Source organism: Mycolicibacterium hippocampi (genome assembly GCF_010723735.1).
In the GTDB taxonomy this organism is placed as follows: Bacteria; Actinomycetota; Actinomycetes; order Mycobacteriales; family Mycobacteriaceae; genus Mycobacterium; species Mycobacterium hippocampi.
In genome coordinates this window covers 5,536,146-5,555,704 of sequence record NZ_BLLB01000002.1, presented here as the reverse complement: position 1 = coordinate 5,555,704, position 19,559 = coordinate 5,536,146, and the positions used below count along the sequence as shown (strand labels likewise).

Annotated in this window: 19 protein-coding genes; 6 read left to right on the top strand and 13 right to left on the bottom strand. The window is 66.8% G+C overall.

Annotation, left to right across the window (positions count from 1 at the left end):
• Window positions 1-65: 65 nt before the first annotated feature.
• Complete coding sequence (locus tag G6N53_RS27730; RefSeq protein ID WP_163894602.1) at window positions 66-1,541, bottom strand: acetyl-coenzyme A carboxylase carboxyl transferase subunits beta/alpha; 1,476 nt, start codon at window positions 1,539-1,541, stop codon at window positions 66-68.
• Between the two features lie 27 nt (window positions 1,542-1,568).
• Here G6N53_RS27730 and G6N53_RS27725 point away from each other — a divergent pair, with 27 nt between their 5' ends.
• Genes G6N53_RS27725 through G6N53_RS27700 form a run of 6 tightly spaced genes read left to right on the top strand, consistent with a single transcriptional unit; the run spans window position 1,569 to window position 8,191 of the window.
• Complete coding sequence (locus G6N53_RS27725) at window positions 1,569-2,303, top strand: enoyl-CoA hydratase (protein WP_163894599.1); 735 nt, start codon at window positions 1,569-1,571, stop codon at window positions 2,301-2,303.
• A gap of 2 nt (window positions 2,304-2,305) precedes the next feature.
• Window positions 2,306-3,418 (top strand): MBL fold metallo-hydrolase, encoded by a 1,113-nt coding sequence (locus tag G6N53_RS27720; RefSeq protein WP_163894597.1) that lies wholly within the window; start codon window positions 2,306-2,308, stop codon window positions 3,416-3,418.
• A gap of 27 nt (window positions 3,419-3,445) precedes the next feature.
• The gene (locus tag G6N53_RS27715; protein ID WP_163894595.1) at window positions 3,446-5,062 is read left to right on the top strand and encodes a serine hydrolase domain-containing protein; all 1,617 of its coding nucleotides are present in this window, start codon (window positions 3,446-3,448) and stop codon (window positions 5,060-5,062) included.
• On the top strand, window positions 5,059-7,446 hold the full coding sequence (locus G6N53_RS27710) for a cation-translocating P-type ATPase (protein WP_163894593.1): 2,388 nt from the start codon (window positions 5,059-5,061) through the stop codon (window positions 7,444-7,446). The genes G6N53_RS27715 and G6N53_RS27710 overlap by 4 nt, the downstream gene beginning before the upstream one ends.
• 9 nt (window positions 7,447-7,455) lie before the next feature.
• The gene (locus tag G6N53_RS27705; RefSeq protein WP_163894591.1) at window positions 7,456-7,737 is read left to right on the top strand and encodes an antitoxin; all 282 of its coding nucleotides are present in this window, start codon (window positions 7,456-7,458) and stop codon (window positions 7,735-7,737) included.
• Between the two features lie 13 nt (window positions 7,738-7,750).
• Window positions 7,751-8,191: a type II toxin-antitoxin system Rv0910 family toxin gene (locus G6N53_RS27700; RefSeq protein WP_163894589.1), complete on the top strand. Its 441-nt coding sequence runs from the start codon at window positions 7,751-7,753 to the stop codon at window positions 8,189-8,191.
• Between the two features lie 17 nt (window positions 8,192-8,208).
• Here the strand turns inward: G6N53_RS27700 and G6N53_RS27695 are convergent, their stop codons facing one another.
• The 12 genes from G6N53_RS27695 to G6N53_RS27645 form a co-directional block, all read right to left on the bottom strand.
• Window positions 8,209-10,032, bottom strand: coding sequence for an AMP-binding protein (locus G6N53_RS27695; RefSeq protein WP_163894587.1), 1,824 nt, complete (start codon window positions 10,030-10,032; stop codon window positions 8,209-8,211).
• Between the two features lie 73 nt (window positions 10,033-10,105).
• Complete coding sequence (locus G6N53_RS27690; protein ID WP_163894586.1) at window positions 10,106-10,675, bottom strand: isomerase; 570 nt, start codon at window positions 10,673-10,675, stop codon at window positions 10,106-10,108.
• A 46-nt stretch (window positions 10,676-10,721) separates the two neighbouring features.
• Window positions 10,722-11,897, bottom strand: coding sequence for a cytochrome P450 (locus G6N53_RS27685; RefSeq protein ID WP_163894584.1), 1,176 nt, complete (start codon window positions 11,895-11,897; stop codon window positions 10,722-10,724).
• A complete protein-coding gene (locus G6N53_RS27680; RefSeq protein WP_275999426.1) occupies window positions 11,894-12,943 on the bottom strand; it encodes an NAD(P)H-dependent amine dehydrogenase family protein in 1,050 nt (349 codons plus the stop codon). The genes G6N53_RS27685 and G6N53_RS27680 overlap by 4 nt, the downstream gene beginning before the upstream one ends.
• Window positions 12,944-13,027: 84 nt before the next feature.
• Complete coding sequence (locus tag G6N53_RS27675) at window positions 13,028-14,248, bottom strand: cytochrome P450 (protein ID WP_163894574.1); 1,221 nt, start codon at window positions 14,246-14,248, stop codon at window positions 13,028-13,030.
• Complete coding sequence (locus tag G6N53_RS27670; RefSeq protein ID WP_163894572.1) at window positions 14,245-14,673, bottom strand: hypothetical protein; 429 nt, start codon at window positions 14,671-14,673, stop codon at window positions 14,245-14,247. The genes G6N53_RS27675 and G6N53_RS27670 overlap by 4 nt, the downstream gene beginning before the upstream one ends.
• Window positions 14,674-14,691: 18 nt before the next feature.
• Window positions 14,692-15,426, bottom strand: a complete 735-nt coding sequence (locus G6N53_RS27665; protein WP_237166664.1) for a hypothetical protein — start codon at window positions 15,424-15,426, stop codon at window positions 14,692-14,694.
• Window positions 15,423-15,554: a hypothetical protein gene (locus G6N53_RS30485; RefSeq protein ID WP_264062788.1), complete on the bottom strand. Its 132-nt coding sequence runs from the start codon at window positions 15,552-15,554 to the stop codon at window positions 15,423-15,425. Before G6N53_RS30485 ends, G6N53_RS27665 begins: the two co-directional genes overlap by 4 nt.
• Window positions 15,555-15,569: 15 nt before the next feature.
• The gene (locus G6N53_RS27660) at window positions 15,570-16,364 is read right to left on the bottom strand and encodes a CbbQ/NirQ/NorQ/GpvN family protein (protein ID WP_163894570.1); all 795 of its coding nucleotides are present in this window, start codon (window positions 16,362-16,364) and stop codon (window positions 15,570-15,572) included.
• Window positions 16,361-17,893, bottom strand: coding sequence for a nitric oxide reductase activation protein NorD (locus tag G6N53_RS27655; protein ID WP_163894568.1), 1,533 nt, complete (start codon window positions 17,891-17,893; stop codon window positions 16,361-16,363). The genes G6N53_RS27660 and G6N53_RS27655 overlap by 4 nt, the downstream gene beginning before the upstream one ends.
• 220 nt (window positions 17,894-18,113) lie before the next feature.
• Window positions 18,114-18,845: a hypothetical protein gene (locus tag G6N53_RS27650; protein WP_163894566.1), complete on the bottom strand. Its 732-nt coding sequence runs from the start codon at window positions 18,843-18,845 to the stop codon at window positions 18,114-18,116.
• Between the two features lie 40 nt (window positions 18,846-18,885).
• Entirely contained in the window at window positions 18,886-19,488 is a 603-nt protein-coding gene (locus G6N53_RS27645; RefSeq protein WP_163894564.1) for a TetR/AcrR family transcriptional regulator, read from the bottom strand.
• Window positions 19,489-19,559 lie beyond the last annotated feature (71 nt).

The following is a 19,559-nucleotide window of genomic DNA, read 5'->3' as shown; positions in this document are numbered from 1 at the left end:
GCCGTTGAGACTGCAGCCAGGGCCCCGGCTACTCGCACTTTGTCTACGTGAGCGCAGCCTCAACGTCAGCCGGGCAGGCCGATGCGGCGGTAGCGGTCGAACCGGGCGGCCCGTCGCTGTTCTGTGGGGACCGAGCGCAGCCGATGCAACTCGTCGGCGATGGTGGCCGACAGCCGGTGGGTGAACTCCTCGGGTTCGTCCGCGGCGTCGGGACGCTCGGCCACGATCGCGTCGACGATGCCGTTGCGAAGCAGATCTGCCGATCGGATGCCTTGTGCGGCAGCAAGTTCCGGCGCGTGGTCGAGATCGCGGAACACGATCGCGCTGGCTCCCTCCGGCGGCAGTGGCGCCAGCCAGCCGTGCAGCGCGGCCAACACCCGGTCCGCGGGCACCATCGCCAGGGCGGGGCCGCCGCTGCCCTGCCCGAGCAGCACCGACACCGTCGGGGTGTCCAGCGTGACCAGCTCGGCCAGGCAGCGGGCGATCTCACCGGCCAGCCCACCCTGCTCCGCTTCGGTGGACAGCGCAGGTCCGGCGGTGTCGATGACCAGGACCAGCGGCAGCCTCAAACCGGCGGCCAACGCCATCCCGCGCCGGGCCTCCCGCAGCGCGGCCGGGCCCACCAGGCCACCCACCACCCGCTGCTGGCCCAGCACCACCGCAGGCTGGCCGCCGAATCGCGCGAGCGCCAACACCGTGGTCGCCGCTTCCCCCTGTCCGGTTCCCGACAGCAGCACCCGTTCGGTGGTGCCGTGGCGCAGCAGGTGGCCGACACCCGGCCGGTCGGGGCGGCGTGAGATCTCCACGGACTGCCACGCGGGGATGTCGGGAAGGAGATCGGGTTCGGGCGCCGCTGGTGGTTCCCCGGGTGGGTCGGAGACGACCTTGAGCGTGCGGTCGAGGGTGGATCGCAACACCTCGACGGGGACGACGGCGTCGATGACGCCGTGGCGTTGCAGGTTCTCCGCGGTCTGGACCCCGGACGGGAACGCCTCACCGTAGAGGTGTTCGTAGACCCGTGGCCCCAGGAAACCGATGAGGGCGCCGGGCTCGGCGGCGGTGACGTGCCCGAGCGAGCCCCACGAGGCGAACACCCCGCCGGTGGTGGGGTGCCTTAGATAGACGAGGTAGGGCAGGTGGGCCTGCTTGTGCAGTTCGACGGCGGCGGCGATCTTGACCATCTGCAGGAACGCCACGGTGCCCTCCTGCATGCGGGTGCCGCCGGAACTCGGCGAGGCCAGCAGTGGCAGCTTCTCGGCGGTGGCGCGCATCACCGCCGCGGTGATCCGTTCCGCCGCGGCCACCCCGATGGACCCGGCGAGAAAGTCGAACTCGCAGGCCACCAGCGCCACCCGGCGCCCGAACACTCGGCCCTCACCGGTCACCACCGACTCGTCCATACCGGTCTTGGCGGCCGCGGCAGCCAACTCCCGTCGATACTCCTGACCGGCGCCGATATCCAGCGGTGGGTCGTCCCAGCTGCGGAACGATCCCTCGTCCAGCAACGTGTCGCGCAATCTGAGGGCACCGATCCGGCTCACACAAGCAGGCTATATAGGCTTGCGTCCATGATTGGTGTGACCCGGGACGGCGCCGTGATGACCTTGGAGATGCAGCGCGCCGAGCGTCGCAACGCCTTGAACGTCGAACTCGTCGACGCGCTGCGCGACGCCATCGAGAAGGCCGCCGCCGAAGACGTGCGCGCGATCGTGCTCACCGGGCAGGGCCACGTGTTCAGCTCCGGCGCGGATCTGTCCGACGCTGCGGGGGTGGCCGAGGCGCTGCCCGAGAAGGCCAAGGCGCTCAACATCGCGATCGACCAGGCGCCGGTGCCGGTGATCGGCGCGATCAACGGGCCCGCGATCGGAGCCGGGGTGATCCTGGCGATGATCTGCGATCTGCGCGTGGTCGCACCCGAGGCGTACTTCCAGTTCCCGGTGGCCAGGTACGGTCTGGCGCTGGACAACTGGAGCATCCGTCGGTTGACCTCACTGGTCGGGGCGGGCCGCGCGCGTGGCATGCTGCTGGCCGCCGAGCGGCTCACCGTCGACGTCGCGGTGCAGACCGGCATGGCCAACCGGGTCGGTACCCTCGCCGACGCGCAGGCGTGGGCCGCCGAGATCGCCGGCTTCGCCCCCCTGGCTCTGCAGCACGCGAAACGGGTGCTCAACGACGACGGTGCCTACGAGGATCCGTGGCCGCAGCATCAGGAACTGTTCGACCGGGCCTGGGCGAGCCAGGACGTGATCGAGGCCCAGGTGGCGCGCATCGAGAAGCGTCCGCCCCGGTTCCAGGGAGCCTGACGATGCTGATGGCGGCGCTTCGGTTCGGGTTCGGCACGGCGTCACTGCTGGCCGGCGGGTGGGCGCTGCGGGCGCTGCACGGAACCCCGGAGGCGCTGGGCGCCGGCCCCGCCGAGATCGCTGCGGTGGCGTCCCGATCGCCGCATTTTCGCGACGGGGTGTTCACCAACCTCGAGCCGCCGTCGGGCCTGACGATGAATCGGGAGATGCAGCGCATGCTGCTGCGTGATCTGGCCAACGCCGGATCGCTGGGTAAGCCCCCCGGTCCGGTCCCGTTGGCCGAGGTGCCGCCGGCCGACACCGCGCCGGCGCAGGCTGCCGCCAGCTGGTACGGGCATTCCAGCGTGTTGATCGAGGTCGACGGGTACCGGGTGCTGGCGGATCCGATCTGGAGCCAGCGCTGCTCGCCGTCGCGCGCGGTGGGCCCCCAGCGGATGCACGACGTGCCGCTGCTGCTGGAGGCGCTGCCGGCCGTGGACGCGGTGGTGATCAGCCACGACCACTACGACCACCTCGACATCGACACGATCGTCGCGCTGGCCCGCACCCAGCGCGCACCGTTCATCGTGCCGCTGGGCATCGGCGCTCACCTGCGCAAGTGGGGGATACCCGAGGGCCGGATCGTCGAACTCGACTGGGATGAGAGCCACCGGATCGGCGAGCTGACGTTGGTGTGCACCCCGGCCCGGCATTTCTCCGGGCGAATGCTCGCACGTGACACCACGTTGTGGGCCTCGTGGGTAATCGCCGGGCCGACGCACCGGGCGTTCTTCGGCGGGGACACCGGATACACCAAGAGCTTCACCGAGATCGGGGCCGAGCACGGCCCGTTCGATCTGACGCTGCTGCCGATCGGCGCGTACCACCCTGCGTTCGCCGACATCCACATGAACCCCGAGGACGCGGTACGCGCGCACCGCGATCTGACCGACGTCGACGCCGGCCTGATGGTGCCGATCCACTGGGCGACGTTTCGCCTGGCGCCGCATCCGTGGGCGGAGCCGGCCGAGCGGCTGGTGTCGGCCGCCGACGCCGAACGGGTCCGTATCGTGGTGCCCATACCGGGAGCGCGTGTCGATGCGGAATCAACGTATGACCCGTGGTGGCGGATGTAGACCACCGCGACGCGCTACGGTCTGAACATGACACTCCCGGGTCGGCTGGCTGTGCTGTCGTTGCTGGTCGCTCTGCTCGCCGGCTGCGCCACCGACAATGCAACCGACAGCGCTGAACCCGCAGGGCCGACGAAGTCGGCGGCGCCGCCTGCGGCTCAGTCCCCGGAGTTGCCGCCACCCCTGGTGCCTGCGATGCCACTTCCGGAGAACGCGGTGGCCGACGCCGTGTCGGAGCTCGACGGGATGGTCGAGGACCTGATGGCGAAGTCCGGTGTGCCCGGGATGGCGGTCGCCGTCGTCCACGGTGGAGAAACCGTGTACAGCAAGGGTTTCGGCGTCAAGGATGTGCGCAACGGTGACGCACCGGAGAATCGGGTCGACCCGGACACTGTGTTCCAGTTGGCGTCGCTGTCGAAGCCGTTGGGGGCGACCGTGGTCGCACACCAGGTCGGTGAGGGCGCGATCAGCTGGGACACCCCGATCGTCGACCATCTGCCCTGGTTTGCGCTCTCCGATCCCGCCGTCACCCGGATGGTCACCGTCGGCGACATGTATTCGCACCGGTCCGGGCTGCCCGACCACGCCGGCGACCTGCTGGAGGATCTCGGCTACGACCGGCGCCTGGTGCTGGAGAAGCTGCGCGAGTATCCGCTCGATCCGTTCCGGACCTCCTACGCCTACACCAACTTCGGGTTGACCGCCGGAGCCGAGGCGGTCGCCGTCGCGGCAGGGAGTTCGTGGGAGGAGCTCAGCCAGCAGGTGCTGTACCAACCCCTCGGGATGGGGTCGACCAGTTCGCGATTCGACGAGTACATGTCCCGTACGAACCGCGCAGTCGGACACATCCACATCGACGACGGATACCAACCCGACTTCGTCCGCGACCCACAGGCCGAGGCACCCGCCGGTGGGGTCAGCAGTTCGCTCAACGACATGTCGAAGTGGCTGACGATGATGCTCGGCAACGGTAGCTATCAGGGCGAGCAGATAGTCGACCCCGAAGCGCTGCTGCCCGCACTGACCCCACAGAGCGTCTCGAGTCGGGCAAGCGAACCCGCGATGCGTTCCGGCTTCTACGGGTTCGGGTTCAACGTCAGCGCGACGGCATCGGCCAGGATGGAGATGTCGCACTCCGGAGCATTCGAGTTGGGGGCGGGAACGAACTTCGTGATGTTGCCCGCGGCCGACGTGGCGATCGTGGCGCTCACCAATGCCACACCGTCCGGAGTGCCGGAGACGCTCACCGCCGAGTTCGCCGACCTGGTCCAGTTCGGTGAGATCCGCGAGGACTGGTACGCGCTGTACAAGGGTGCCTTCGAGGAGATGGAGCAACCGGTCGGTTCGCTGGTCGGTCAGCGGCCGCCGGCCGACCCCGCTCCGCCCGCCCCACTCGCCAGCTACGTGGGCCAGTACTCGAACTTCTTCTGGGGCCCGGCCCGGGTGATGGAGAAGAACGGCGGCCTGGAGCTGGCACTCGGGCCGAAGATGGTGGTGCCGTTGAAGCACTGGGACGGTGACGTGTTCACGTTCTCGTTCATCACCGAGAACGCCCCCCCGGGCACGATCTCGAAAGCGACGTTCGACGGTGACTGGCTGGAGTTGGAGTACTACGACCGGGACGGCAAAGGGACCTTCACCCGATGAGTAGCGCCCTCGTCGTCGGCCTGTCCGACGACGAAGTCGCCCAGCGCGTCGCCGAGGGCAAGACCAACGACGTGCCCACCCGGGCGGCGCGCAGCGTCTCGGAGATCGTCCGCGGCAACGTGTTCACGCGCATCAACGCGATCCTCGGTGTGTTGCTGATCATCGTGCTGTCCACCGGCTCGGTGATCAACGGAGCTTTCGGTCTGCTGATCATCGCCAACAGCGCGATCGGCATCATCCAGGAGCTGCGTGCCAAGCAGACCCTGGACAAGCTGGCCATCGTCAGCCAGGCGAAACCGCTGGTGCGCAGGCAAGCCGGTACCCGGGCGATGGCTCCCAGCGACGTGGTACTCGACGATGTGATCGAGCTGGGTCCAGGAGACCAGATCGTGGTGGACGGGGTGGTCCTCGAAGAGGCCAACCTCGAGATCGACGAGTCCCTGCTGACCGGTGAGGCCGACCCGATCGCCAAGGACGCAGGCGACCACGTGATGTCGGGCAGCTTCGTGGTGGCCGGAACCGGCGCCTATCGCGCCACCAAGGTCGGCCGCGAGGCATACGCGGCCAAGCTCGCCGAAGAGGCCTCCAAGTTCACGCTGGTCAAGTCCGAACTGCGCAGCGGCATCAACAAGATCCTGCAGTTCATCACCTACCTGCTGGTCCCCGCCGGCGCGCTGATCATCTACACCCAGCTGTTCACCACCGGTGCAGGCTGGCGGGAATCGGTGCTGCGCATGGTCGGAGCACTGGTGCCGATGGTTCCCGAGGGGCTGGTGCTGATGACCTCGATCGCGTTCGCCGTCGGGGTGATCCGGCTCGGCCGCAGGCAGTGCCTCGTCAACGAGCTTCCGGCGATCGAGGGTCTGGCCCGTGTCGACGTGGTGTGCGCCGACAAGACCGGAACGCTGACCGAGAACGGCATGCGGGTCTGCGATCTGAAGATGCTGGGCGCAGCGGAAGTGGCCGATGTCCTGGCCCAACTCGCCGCCGACGATCCCCGCCCCAACGCCAGCATGACCGCGATCGCCGAGGCGTTCACGGCGCCGCCCGGCTGGGTCGCGACCGCCACCGCACCGTTCAAGTCGGCGACCAAGTGGAGCGGTACGTCCTACGCCGGGCACGGTGACTGGGTGATCGGAGCACCGGATGTGCTTCTGGACCCGGCGTCCCCGGCGGCCGAGGCCGCCGAACAGATCGGTGCGCGCGGACTGCGGGTGTTGCTGCTCGGGTCCAGCGACCTTCCAGTCGACGATCCCGCCGCACCGGGCACGGTCACCCCCGCGGCGCTCGTGGTGCTCGAGCAGCGAATCCGGCCCGACGCCCGGGACACGCTGGATTACTTTGCCTCACAACAGGTGTCGGTCAAGGTGATCTCGGGCGACAACGCGGTGTCGGTGGGGGCGGTGGCAGGTTCACTCGGTCTCGCGGGACAGACCATGGATGCCCGTGAGCTGCCGGAATGTCCCGACGAACTCGCCGACACACTCGAGGAGTGCACGACGTTCGGCCGGGTGCGGCCCGACCAGAAGCGGGCGATGGTGCACGCGCTGCAGTCGCGCGGGCATACGGTCGCGATGACCGGTGACGGTGTCAACGACGTCCTGGCGCTCAAGGACGCCGACATCGGTGTCGCGATGGGTTCGGGGAGCTCGGCGTCTCGGGCGGTGGCGCAGATCGTGCTGCTGGACAACAAGTTCGCCACCCTGCCCTACGTCGTGGGTGAGGGACGCCGGGTCATCGGCAACATCGAGCGCGTCTCGAATCTGTTCCTCACCAAGACCGTCTACTCGGTGTTGCTCGCGGTCCTGGTGGGCTTGGCCGGGTTGTCGGCTGAGTTGTTCGGCTCCGACCCGCTGCCCTTTCCGTTCCAGCCGATCCACGTCACCATCGCGGCCTGGTTCACCATCGGCATCCCGGCGTTTGTGCTGTCGTTGGCGCCGAACAAGGAGCGGGCCCGCCCCGGCTTCGTGCGGCGGGTGATGACCTCGGCGCTGCCGTCGGGGATCGTCGTCGGCGTCGCGACGTTCACCTCGTACCTGTTGGCCTACGAGGGCCGCGCGGCCACCGAGATCGAACAGACCCAGGCGTCCACCGCAGCGCTGATCACGCTGCTGGTTGCGGCGTTGTGGGTGCTGGCCGTGGTGGCCAGGCCCTACGAATGGTGGCGGGTGGCGCTGGTCGCGGCGTCCGCCCTGGCCTACCTCGTCATCTTCAGCATCCCGGCGGCGCGGGAGTTGTTCATCCTGGACACGTCCAACGTCGCGGCCACGTCGACGGCGCTGGGAATCGGCCTGCTCGGGGCACTGGCGGTCGAGGTGATCTGGTGGGTTCAGGGCGCTGCTCTGGGCGAGCGCCGCAAGTTGTGGCGGCAACGCGAACGGTAGGCTTTGCCCATGGGATTTCTCGACAAGGCCAAGGATCTGTTGGGCAAGAACGCCGACAAGGTCGACACCGCGATCGACAAGGCCGGTGACCTCGTCGACAAGAAGACGCAGGGCAAGTACGCCTCGCAGGTGGACAAACTGCAGGACGCCGCAAAGAAGGCCGTCCAGGACAACACCACCCCGTCCGGCCAGGTGCCTCCCGGGCAGGAGTCCGGCCAGCCCCCCACGCCCGAGGCGCCGCCGGGGACGCCCCCGCAGCAGCAGCCCCCGACGGCGCCGCCGTCGTCCTAGGACGGTTCGCCGCGTGGCCAAGTTGTCGGTCTCCGTCGACGTACCGCTGCCGCCGGAGAAGGCGTGGGAGAGCGCCTCGGATCTGTCCCGCTACCAGGAGTGGTTGTCCATCCACCGGGTGTGGCGTTCGAAGCTGCCGGACACCATCGAAAAGGGCACGGTTTTGGACTCGATCGTCGAGGTCAAGGGCATGCCCAATCGCATGCGGTGGACGGTCGTGCACTACCGCCCGCCGGAGGCGATGACGCTCAACGGTGACGGCAAGGGCGGCGTGAAGGTCAAGCTGATCGGCAAGGTCAAGCCCAGCGGCGACGATCTGTCCACGGTGACGTTCGACGTGCATCTGGGCGGGCCGGCACTGTTCGGCCCGATCGGGATGGTCGTCGCCGGCTCGTTGAAGGGTGACATCCGGGAGTCGCTGGAGCGTTTCAAGGCGGTGTTCGCACCCTCGTGAGCAGGGTGGGCTCGCTCTCACCTGCTCACGGGCAGTGTGGCTGACTTCGGTTCGTGCACCTTCGACGGGGGCTCGGCCGAGTACAGGTCGGCGATGTCGACAGCGTACTTCTGTGCGATCCGGCGGCGTTTGAGCTTCATGGTCAGCGTCATCTCGTCGCCACCGGGCTCCCAGAATACCGGTAGCACCGTGAACCGCTCGATCCGCTCCGCGGGAGACAGCTTCGTGTTGCCGCGCTCGACGCCGGTCACGATCCGCTCGATCACCCCGGCGTCGGCGGCCAGCGCCTGCGCCGAGGCGTCGGCGAGGCCGTTGCGGGCCGCGTAGGCGAGGGCGGTTTCCCGGTCGAGCACGATGAGCGCCGTGTTGTAGGGGCGAGCATCGCCGACGGTGGTCATCGCCCCGATCAGATCGCACTCGGCCTTGATCACCTTCTCGATGTGGCACGGCGACATCGTCCTGCCGGCCACATTGGTGATCAGTTCTTCCTTGCGGTCGACGATCCAGACGTTGCCGTCGTGGTCGAGGGCGGCAATGTCCCCGGTGTGCAGCCATCCATCGGCGTCGATGACCGCGGCGGTCCTCTCGGGTTGGCTGCGATAGCCCCGCATCACCAGTGGTCCGCGAACGAGGAACTCGCCATCGGCGGCCACCTTGGTCTGCAGGCCGGGCAGCGGCCGTCCGACGGAACCCAACACCGCATCGCGTGGGTGGCTCGCGGTTGCGATACCGCTGAGTTCGGACATTCCCCAGACCTCGGTCATCGGCAGGCCGAGGCCGACAAAAAAGGCCAATGTCTCCCTGGGGATGGGGGCGTCCCCGGAGATCAACCAATGGGCGCGGTCGAGTCCGATTGCCGCACGGATCCCGCTGAGCACCAGTTTGTCGGCAATCGCGTATCGAATGCGGTCGGCGAGGCCCGGTTGGCGGCTGTCTAGCAGCGCACGGGCGCGGGTGTTCACCGCGCCCAGCGCCCAGGCGCCCAGTGTCTTCTTCACACCGGTCCGTGCCGCGGCCTCGGCTTCGATTCCGGCCCTGAGCTTTTCCCACAGCAGAGGCATCGCGCCCCAGACGGTCGGCCGCACATCCGCCAGCGCGGTGAGAATGTCGGCGGTATCCGGAACGACGGTCACCTGGGCACCGATGACCTCGTGAAGATAGAGGGCGGTCACTCGGTCGACAGTGTGTGCGGTCGGCAGGAACGAGGTGATCCGGTCGCCGTACCGCAGGCCGAGCACCTCGTCGAGGCCGAACACCTCGAACAACAGGTTGGTATGCGTGGCCTCTACCGCCTTGGGTTCGCCGGTGGTGCCGGAGGTGTGGATCAGTGTGGCGACGTCGTCGGGCCGTACCGCCTGCCACGTTGCGTCGAAGTCAAAATCCGCGGTGCCAGAGGAGATGAGATCGTCGACAGAGATCGTGCCGTCGGGGGAACCGTCGATGCAGACGATGACGTCGACCGGCGTGCCGCCCGCTTTGATTCGCTCGACATACCGATGTTCACAGAACACCAATCTGGTTCCGGTGTTTGCGAATATCTGGTCCAGGCGTTCCTCTGTCGAGGTGTTGTACACCGAGAACGACGTAGCGCCGACGTGCTGCGCGCCGACCTCCAGCGGGTAGAACTCGATCCGGTTCGCCATCATCAACGCGACCGTGTCGCCGCGGCCGACACCGAGAGCGGCGAGACCCGCTGCCACCTGTCGCACGCGGGCCGCGTAGTCGCGCCACCGCACGGCCTGGGTGTCGCCGACCGTGCGCAGGGCGACCGCATCTGGCGCGATTCGCGCGGTGCGCTGAAAGGCTTCCGGAAGCGTGGCCGGGCGGTCGGCAGCCGGCATGGAGTTCCTCACTGGATTCTGCGTGGGACGACAGGGCAAGGTTAGTCGCCGGCCGAGCTGCGGTCGACGCGAGTCAGCGGCGAAGTCGCCGCCTCACGAGCTTCGCGAACTCCACGGTGGAACGGCGCACCGACTCGACCTCCAGTGACACCAGCAAGGTGTCCACCATCGCGAACGGCAGCGTGGTGACGACGGCACCGCGGCCGTACTCGATGTGCCACGAGCCGGGATGGATGGTCAGGCCCCTGGCGTGCCCCCTCTGCAGGCAGGTGTGGTCACCCGGTAGCAGCGGTGGGAGCGGCGCGGTGTCGTCGGACTCCAGGTCGTATGAGTCGATCCGGCCGGCGATGAGGAACTTGTGGACGTCGACATGCTTGTAGCGGCCGGAGAAACCCTGGGTCCCGGTCGGAGACCCGAAGATCACGATGTACTCGCGCGGACTGAAGTACAGGAATCGGACCTTGCCGAGGATGCCCCCGGCCTTGCTGCCCACCCAGCGTCCCGGTGCGGTGTCGATGAGGTCGGGGTACTCGTCGTTGAGCAGCGCGACAGCCCTGGTGATGAGCTCGTTGCCCTCCAGCTGGAGACCGGCGACCTGCTTGGCGGCCTCGTGCAGCACGTTCGGATCGAACTTGTAGCTCATCGGTCGAACTCTATGGGGCTCGGCTTTGCGGTCCCGGTAGCCATGGTCACTCCCTGGTGAATATCCTCAGCGGCAGCTCCGGCAGGGTGCAGGTGGCCGACGGCCAGGTGATCTCCGGGATGTATCCGGGTACCAGCTCGAACTCCGGTATCCGCGTGAGCCACTCGCTGACAACGAGTTTCAATTCCATCCGGGCCAGGTGCGATCCCAGACATCTGTGCGGTCCACCGCCGAAACCCCAGTGCTTGTGCAGCCTGCCGTCCAGTACGAAGTCGTCACCGGACTGCGCGTCGCTGCCGTCACGATTGATGGCGCCGAGGCACAGCCGGACCTCCGCACCCGCGGGAAGGTCGACGCCGGCGACCGTCACCGGCCGCGTGGTGACTCGTCCGACGACCGGCGCCGACGGTTCGAGTCTGATCATCTCCTCGACGAAGGCGGCGATGCCGTCCGGATTCTCCCGCAGCGAGGCGCGAAGTTCCGGGCGCCGTGCCAGCTCCAGCATCGTCGCACCGATGGTCGAGGTGACGGTGTCCAGACCGGCGAGGACGAACACAAGTGACAGCCCGACGGCCTCCGCGTCCGACAGCGGGTCGTCTCCGTGCAGCAGCTCCGACAGCATGCCGTCGCGGGGTTGCTCCCGCAGCGCCGAAACGGCCTCGCTCAGATAGCCGTACAGCTCGGCAGCAGGGGTCAGGTCGACGCTGTCCGGGTCCGTGGTGAGGCTGAACGCGATGATCGCGTCCTTCCACGCGATCAGCCGGTCCCGGTCCTCGAGCGGCAGCCCGAACAGCGTGAGGAACACTTGTGACGGGTAGGGCGTCGCGAGGTCCGCCATCACCTCGCAGGCGTCGCGTTCGGCGATCGATGCGATGATGTCGGCGGCTTGAGCCCGAAGCGACGGCAGCGCCGCGTTCAGCGTCTGCGGGCTGAAGTACGAGTGCAGGATCCGCCGATACCGGGTGTGCTCCGGTGGGTCGAACCCCAACGGAACCAACGGCACCGGGCTGATCATGTCGTCGTAGCCGATTCTGGACGAGAAGACCTCTGGATCACGCAGCGCGGCAAGCACATCCTCCCGACGGGTGAGGTAGTACCAGCCGTCCCCGTACAGCACCGGACCCATCCGGCGCAGTGCCGCCCACCCTTCACCGCGGTCGCGCTCCATCGGCAGGTCGCCATAGAGGACATGGGGGAGATCGACCGACGGGTCGGCGGTCATCCGCGCACCAGGCCGCGAGGCCGGACCATGCCGAGGTCGTGGTGGGTGACCCACCCGGGCTCGGCGTCACAGACGTCGGGGATCGCGTTGACGGCACCCATCGCCGTCCAGCTGTAACCCGGGTGTGCCATCGTCCCGTCGGGTTGCCGGACGCCCTGCAGCGTCAGCTCTGTCGGCGGATCTCCGTCGATGACGATCTCGTACCGCGTCGTGCCCCAATCCCATGCCGGCTCCAGCTGTTCGGGTCCCGCGGTCAGGTAGATGGCGTGAAAGACGATCAGCGGCTGTCCGCCTACCCACGCCGTCCACTCGTGCCGTTGCGCGGCGACGGAGCCCTTCGGGATCACACCCTCGTCGTGCGGGATGTCCTCGGTCGCGGTGGCCGCCTCCACCTCGGATGTCACGTCGTCGATGCTGACACCGAGACCGTCGGCGATCATGTACATCGACTGGGCGAAGAACGACGTCCCGAGACCGAGAATGGTCGGCTCGGTGAGGAACTTGTCCTTGTCCTTGCCGAACCCCATCCAATCGATGTGATCCAGTGGCGCATCTTTCAAGACGTCGACGACTTCGTACACATTGATGGAGTCGACCCGGCTCATCACGCGGGCGAGCGTGAGCGGCAGGACGTCGCCCGCATATCCCGGATGAATGCCTCCGCCGTGTAAGGACGTGCCGCCTTCCTCGCATGCCGCGCGTATCGCCTTCCCGGCCTCCTCGAAGTCCGGTGAGGGATGGAAGAATCCGCTCGTGGTGACGACGTTCTTTCCGGACCTCAGCAGCCGGCAGACGGTGTCGACGTCCATGATGATCGGTGTGTAGAACACACAGTCGGCATCGAGCGCGATGATCGACTCGATGTCGTCGGTTGCGGTGACGCCTATCGGCGCGATACCGGCGATCTCGCCGGCGTCCTTGCCCACCTTGTCCTTGCTGTGAACCAGAACGCCGACGAGATCGTAGACGGGGTTGTCGGCGAAGTGGCGGACCCCGACCCGGCCTACGTCGCCGGTCATCCATTGGATCACTCGGTAGGTCTTCATGGGCACCCTCTCAGTTCTTGATGGTCGGCCTGCAACCGACGTTCTTGCCGACATTGCCCGTAGTCCACTGCACGATCCGGTAGGTCACGGTCGCGACTGTTCGCCTGGGCTGAAGACCACTGGAACCGAGCGGAATCCACGAGTCACGGAGTTGCCATGGAACTTCGGCTGCTGTCCTGGCGCGACGGTGAAATCGGGCATCCGGGACAGCACCCGCTCGAGGCCGACCTGGAATTCGAGTCGCGCCAGGTTCGATCCGAGGCAACGGTGCACACCTGCGCCGAAGCCGAGGTGTCGGTTGTCCCGGCGGTCCAGGATGCACCGGTCCGCGTCGGGGAACTCCTGCTCGTCGCGGTTGGCGGCGGCGTAGTTGACGATCACCGACTCGCCGCGGGCGAAGGTGCAACCGCTGAGTTCGACATCTTCGGTGACGGTACGGGGAATCCCATGGATCGATCCGGCGAACCGGATGAACTCTTCGACCGCCCTTGCGACAAGCTCGGGTTCGTCGATCAGCCGGTCCCGTTCGGCTGGGTTGGTGGCGAGGTAGTGGTAGGCGAACGACATTGCACTGGCGGTCGTCTCGAGTCCGGCCTGGACCAGGAGCATCGCGTTGGACACGACGTCGGGAAACGAGAGCTTCTCGCCGTCGATCTCGGCGGACAGCAGGACGTCGATCATGTCGTCTTGCGGCGGCTGCTGGGTGCGTGCGGTCACCGCGTCGTGCAGATGCTGGTACAGCCCGCCCCAGGCGGCCATCCGGGCGTCCTCGGTGGCCCCGTTGAGCGCGGTGTCGGTGAGCTCGACGCACAGCGGGACATCCTCGATCGGCATGCCGAGCAGATACTTGAAGAACACGATGCCGGGTTGTCGCCACGCGACCTCGGCGAGGTCGCCGTTCCCCGACTCGATGAAACCGTCGATGAGGCGGTCGGTTTCGGCGGCGATCTCGGGGCGCAGGGCCTTCATCCGGCCCGGGGAGAAGTACGGGTTGAGGACTTTGCGGAACTTCTGCTGCCGCGGTGGGTCGAGGGTGATCACCAGATCACCGGCGAGCTGCTCGGCCCCCTCCGGCGTCGGATTGCTGGAGAAATGCTCCCAGTCCTGCAGGATCCTCACACACTCCGCATAGCGCACCGCGACCCAGGCTCCCGCCGGTGTTGCGCTGAGGAAGGGGTTGTCGGTGCGGGCGAACGGTGACTGTCGACGCATCACGGAGTACACGTCGTACAGAAAATCGTTGTCGTTGAAGTCCTCGTGGCGCAGATCCCAGTTGGCGGCGTGTGCTGCGAGCGGTTCGGTCATGGACTCGCCGCCCCTTGTTGTGCGGCGGCCTGTCGGGCCTCGCGTTCCTCGTGCAGTCTTACCAACTCTCGGAATCCGATCCGGTTGTACTTCGGCACGGGCTGGATCCCCCATTCGTCCTGTGCGGTGTCCTTGCCCTCGGCGCCTTCCGGCGGGCCGAACGCCGGGTAGGGCACCTGGCACTCCAGCTCGTCGTCGGAGTAGCGGACCTTGAGCAGCTCACTGCAGATCTCGGTGAGGCTCAGTGTCGGGTAGCCGTAGTACACCGCCATGAACGGCAGCGTGAAGGCGCCCTCGATGACCAGCGCGACCAGACATACCAGGACGGCGCGTTTGATCCACTTGTGCATCCGCGCGTAGTAGGGCGTGGTGCCCGGAGGCAGGTCTTCCGCCTTCTCTTCGGTGTCTTCAGATGCGGTGTTCACAGTTGCTCCTCGGTGGATTCAGTCGGAGAAGATTTCGCGATTCACCGTGTGCAGATACGGGATCGCGAGGAACGGGGTGATGTAGAAGATGTCGTAGAGCCACCAACCGATGACCGGGAACACAGTGCCCGCGTAGCGAACGTCGGCGTAGAGCGTCATGTTGAAGACGTACAGACACCAGATCAGTACGCCCATCCAGCAGGTGATGATCATCCACTGGTGACCCCAGCGCTTCATCTGCAGGAATCCGATCGCGGCGGCACAGCGCATCGCGAAGACGGTGAGAATCATGCCGAACACCATGGACTTCTCACCCGGTCCGGCGGCACCGCCCACCCACAGTTCGTTGTAGTGCCAGAAGTAGCCGGCGTCGAACATCGCTCCCCAGCCGACCATCAGGACCCGGTTGATCAGGGTGTGGTTGGCGACCAGGTCCAGAGCCCACCCGAGGCTGTTCAGCATGCCGTCGATCAGCACGAGATAGCCGATGAGCGTGACGATCATCGGGCGCACGGAGTATCCCGCCCGAAGGGCCTGGCGCTGCAGCCATACGCCGCGCATGAAGATGGGAAAGCCGATCAGCCCTGGTGCCCACATCCCCATCAGGCCCGCGCCCACGATCATCCACTTGTCGGCCCGCCGCTGCGCCAGCCGGGACTCCTCGTGGTGTTCCTCGAGGCCGAGCGAGCCTTCGAGTGGAACAGAGGCGGTGACCGCGGCTGCCGACTTCCGTTTCAGCGGAGGGAAGTTCACAGCTCCCACCAGCCGCGGGCGAACGACATGTAGAGCTGAATTCCGAACATCGTCAGCAGATATCCGTAGATGACGACCTGCAGAACGATCAGGGCCTTCTTGCGGTTCTTTTCCTTCTGGTCCACCATGTTGGCGCTTCCCTTCTAGCGGCTGGGATTCGGGCTGTCGGCATCGGCGAGGCTGGCCGCGGCCACCTCTCGCAGACCTTCGGAGATGGCACCGTCACTGGACAGGGGAGCGAGCACGCATGCCTGCGCGGCTTCCAGTTCTGTCGCACCCGCCGCGATCAGAAGTGCGGCGGTGACGAGAACGCGGGTGGATGGTGGTTCGAAGTGGAACGCCTCTTCCGCCGTCCGGATCGCCGTGGCGCACCGGACCAGGCGCTGAGCGGCCGCCGGCCCGATGCCCGATTCGGTGACGATCACCTCGGCTTCGCGCTCGGGTGGCAGATAGCGCATGGGCAGCGTGACGAACCGCTGGCGGAACGACGGCTTGAGCTCCTTGAGCGAGCTGCGGTAGGCGGGGTTGTAGGAGGACACCAGCATGAACGTCTCCGGTGCCTGAACGACTTCGCCTGCGCGATCGAGATAGAGAGTGCGCCGGTGGTCGGTGAGAGAGTGCAGGACGGCCAGCGAGTCATGCCGCGCTTCTACGACTTCGTCGAGGTAGCAGATGGCGCCGGCCTTGACCGCACGCGTGAGCGGTCCGTCGGTCCAGGTGACGTCACCGCCGGTGACGACGAACCGCCCCACCAGATCGGAGCTGGTCAGGTCGTCATGGCAGCTGATGGTGACGACGGGGCGGCCCAGTAGCGTTCCCATGTGCTCGACCAGCCGGGTTTTCCCGCACCCGGTGGGGCCGGTGAGCATCACGGGTAGCCGTTGCCGGTAGGCCTGCTCGAAGAGCTGGACCTCGTTGCCGTTGGCGTAGTAGGTCATGCGCTCACCAGCTCCCTGTGGACGTGGGCGAGAACACGGGGAAGGTCCTCGACCCGGCGGATCCGTTGGGACCGTCGCGGTCCGAACACCTCGGGAAGTGGGTCCACCCGGGTCGGGCCGACGCCGACGTAGTACATGGAGACGCCGGCGTCGTCGGCTTCCGCGACGGCATGGGCGGCGTCGGCCCAGGCGTACCGCCCTTCGTAGCCTTCATCGGAGATGAGTCCGTCGCCGATGACGATCAGCAGGCGTCGTTCGCTCGGCTGAGCGAGAAGGCGGCTCGTCATGTGGCGCAGCGGTGCACCGAGTCGGGTGTACCCGCCGGTGGACAGTCCGAGGCTGCCGGGTGGGACGAACCGGCGATCCGGGAAGTCCTTGAGGCAGGTGACCTCGACGCGGTGGCGGGTGTTCCCGGTGAACGTGAAGATGCCGTGCCGTTCGCGGGCCGACGTCATCGCCCGGGACAGCGCGTCAGCGCAGGCCAATTCGAGTTTGAATACCGAGCCGCCGTGCACCCCGAGCGAGGAGCTGCCGTCGAGAAGCAACGCCGTCGTGACGTCGCGGCTGGCGGGCAGCAGTTCGCGGAAGATGCGTGGCTGCACCGCCTCTCCGGTGGTCACGTCGACGTAGTGACTGACGTACTGGTCGATGTCGATGTCGGATCCGTCCTCCAGCCGGTTCGTCATCGCACGGTGGGTGTTCTTCTCGAACCATCTGCGGATGTCGACGGCGATGGCGCCGGGCGGCCCGGACCTGCCGCTGTGTGCCTTCTCGAGGACGGCGACGTGATCGGGCATGAAGCGCTCGGTCCACGCATTCCATTCCGGGTACGGGATACCGGGGCGGTGGTCCGGGGTGAGGTCGAGATCGTTGTCCTGGGGGCGGCTGGGTGGCGGCAGATTGGGGTTGCGCACCCCGCCGTCACCGCCGGCCGGGACGGAATGCGGTTGCGGAGCCCGCTTCTGGTTCGTCGTCCACGGCAGGCGACCGAAGGAGCGGCGCAGCTTGTCCGACAGTCCTCGGGGCATCGTGTATGCCCGCGGCAGGCTCCCCAAGAGGGGGTCGACGGCGAGCGCTTGTCTGGTGCGGGCCAACGCCACCGCGCGGTTGAGCATCTCTTCGGCGTCCATGTCAGCCGGTGAGATCGGAAGCTCCGGCAAGAGCCGTCGCAGCTCGGTGAGCAGCCCGGGCCAGTTCGCCGCGACCCAGCCGAGTGCGACGCCGGCCTCGACAAGCGCGAGCGCGTTGAGTTCACGACCGGAAAGCTCGTGGAGGCGATAGTCGACGAGCCGGTCCTTTGTCGGCGAACACTGAAGAGCCACTCCGCATGTCAGCGTCCGGCGGGTCCACTCGCGGTGTGTCACGGGGTAGGGAACGTGCACGACGTCGAGCATCGAACTCAAGCCGAAGCCGCGGTGCTGCCCGCTGACCAGATGCGCACCGGTGCGGCGCTGTTCGCTCAGCGCAACGGCACTCACGGCGCAGCTGCGCTCGATCGCCATGGCGTGTGTGTCGGAGAGTTCGGACATCTCGGGTCCGGCCTCAGAAGGTGCCGATATTGGAGAACATCCAGTACCAGAACCAGATGATGAGACCGGTTCCGCCCCAGGCGGCCACGTAACGCAGTATCTCCCAGATCCAGCCGCCCACGTCAGCTCTCCTCGTAGCAGGGGTATGTCATCGGACCTCCAGTCCTCGTGCTGTCCTGTGGCTAACGCTGAGTTCTGTCACTGAGTGCAGTCACTATACCTAGTCGGAGAAGATCTCACGGTTGACCGAGTGAAGGTACGGGATCGCCAAGAAGGGTGTGATGTAGAAGATGTCGTAGAGCCACCATCCGACCACGGGCAGCACGACGCCGGCGAACCGGACATCGGCGTACATCGTCATGTTGAACACGTACAGGCACCAGATGACGACTCCCATCCAGCAGGTGATGATCATCCATTGGTGGCCCCATCGCTTCATCTGGAGGAAGCCGATGCCCGCTGCGATCCGCATCGTGAACACGGTGAGGATCATGCCGACTTCCATGGCCTTCTCGCCGGGGCCGGCGGCGCCGCCCAACCAGAGCTCGTTGTAGTGCCAGAAGTAGCCGGCGTCGAACATCGCACCCCAGCCGTTCAACAGGATTCGGGCCAGAATGGTGTGGTTCGCGACCAGGTCCAGCGCCCAGCCCACGGTGTTGATCGCGGCGTCGATGATGACGAGATAGCCGATCAGGGTCACCAGCATCGGGCGCACGGACAGGCCTTGGCGCTGCGCCCTGCGGAGTAGCCAGACGCCTCGCAGGAACAGTGGGAGGCCGAAGATTCCCAGTGCGGCGGTGCCGATCAGCAGACTGCCGGAGATGAGCCACTTGTCGGCCTGGCGCTGCGCCCGTCGCGACGCCTCCATGTGTTCGTCGAGCCCACTCGGTGTAGGTGCCGGTGTGGCTGAACCGCCGGAGCCTCGGCGCCCTCCCAACGTGGGCAGCTTCATGCGAGCTGACTATAGTCAATGAATCTGCAGAGTCAATTGGCTACTCCGCCCGGATGCCCCGCAGTGTCCGCGTCATGTAGTCCTCGAGCATCGCGGCCTGGCCGGGCCACTCGTGCGTGGTGGTCAGAAGTGCGTACAGCCCGAGCAGGAAGAACACCGCGCAGTTCATCGGGTCCACGTCTGAATCCACGGTGCCCAGCGTTCGGGCATGCTCGATCTCGCGGGTGACCGCGACGACCACGGGATGGTGGCCGACCGCCTCGGCCGGTGGTCGTGTCTGTGAGAAGTGCAGGGCAAGAAAGTCTTTGAACAGCAGTGCGCCGAGGCGACGCTCGAGTCCCATCACCAGCCGGACCGACTCGCGCAGGATGGCTGCCAGGTCACGATTCGAGCGGGCGAAGCGGCTGAGTTGTTTGGCGATGCGCTCCTCCTCGCGACGCTCCAACTCCAGCAGCACGTGCTCCTTCGTCGGAAAGTGGAAGAAGAAGGTCCCGTGCGCAACCCCGGCCGCCGACACGATCGCACCGACGTCTGCCGCGGTGATTCCTGATCGCTTGAACTCGGCAATGGCCGCTCCCAGTAGCCGCTCGCGGGTCTGCAGGCGCCGTGTTTGACGCAGGGAGGGCCTGTTCACCAGTGCCATTCGCGAACGATACCCCTGGCGGGGTTGTGGGCACAGAGATTTGATTGACTTAAGTCAGGCGCAGACGTTAG

What these genes read in the sequence shown, in the direction of transcription:
- G6N53_RS27675 (WP_163894574.1), bottom strand. Translation starts at nt 14,248, where the DNA reads ATGACCGAACCGCTCGCAGCACACGCCGCCAACTGGGATCTGCGCCAC.
- G6N53_RS27725 (WP_163894599.1), top strand. Translation starts at nt 1,569, where the DNA reads ATGATTGGTGTGACCCGGGACGGCGCCGTGATGACCTTGGAGATGCAG.
- G6N53_RS30485 (WP_264062788.1), bottom strand. Translation starts at nt 15,554, where the DNA reads ATGGTGGACCAGAAGGAAAAGAACCGCAAGAAGGCCCTGATCGTTCTG.
- G6N53_RS27660 (WP_163894570.1), bottom strand. Translation starts at nt 16,364, where the DNA reads ATGACCTACTACGCCAACGGCAACGAGGTCCAGCTCTTCGAGCAGGCC.
- G6N53_RS27645 (WP_163894564.1), bottom strand. Translation starts at nt 19,488, where the DNA reads ATGGCACTGGTGAACAGGCCCTCCCTGCGTCAAACACGGCGCCTGCAG.
- G6N53_RS27695 (WP_163894587.1), bottom strand. Translation starts at nt 10,032, where the DNA reads ATGCCGGCTGCCGACCGCCCGGCCACGCTTCCGGAAGCCTTTCAGCGC.
- G6N53_RS27685 (WP_163894584.1), bottom strand. Translation starts at nt 11,897, where the DNA reads ATGACCGCCGACCCGTCGGTCGATCTCCCCCATGTCCTCTATGGCGAC.
- G6N53_RS27715 (WP_163894595.1), top strand. Translation starts at nt 3,446, where the DNA reads ATGACACTCCCGGGTCGGCTGGCTGTGCTGTCGTTGCTGGTCGCTCTG.
- G6N53_RS27705 (WP_163894591.1), top strand. Translation starts at nt 7,456, where the DNA reads ATGGGATTTCTCGACAAGGCCAAGGATCTGTTGGGCAAGAACGCCGAC.
- G6N53_RS27690 (WP_163894586.1), bottom strand. Translation starts at nt 10,675, where the DNA reads ATGAGCTACAAGTTCGATCCGAACGTGCTGCACGAGGCCGCCAAGCAG.
- G6N53_RS27710 (WP_163894593.1), top strand. Translation starts at nt 5,059, where the DNA reads ATGAGTAGCGCCCTCGTCGTCGGCCTGTCCGACGACGAAGTCGCCCAG.
- G6N53_RS27655 (WP_163894568.1), bottom strand. Translation starts at nt 17,893, where the DNA reads ATGTCCGAACTCTCCGACACACACGCCATGGCGATCGAGCGCAGCTGC.
- G6N53_RS27680 (WP_275999426.1), bottom strand. Translation starts at nt 12,943, where the DNA reads ATGAAGACCTACCGAGTGATCCAATGGATGACCGGCGACGTAGGCCGG.
- G6N53_RS27650 (WP_163894566.1), bottom strand. Translation starts at nt 18,845, where the DNA reads ATGAAGCTGCCCACGTTGGGAGGGCGCCGAGGCTCCGGCGGTTCAGCC.
- G6N53_RS27720 (WP_163894597.1), top strand. Translation starts at nt 2,306, where the DNA reads ATGCTGATGGCGGCGCTTCGGTTCGGGTTCGGCACGGCGTCACTGCTG.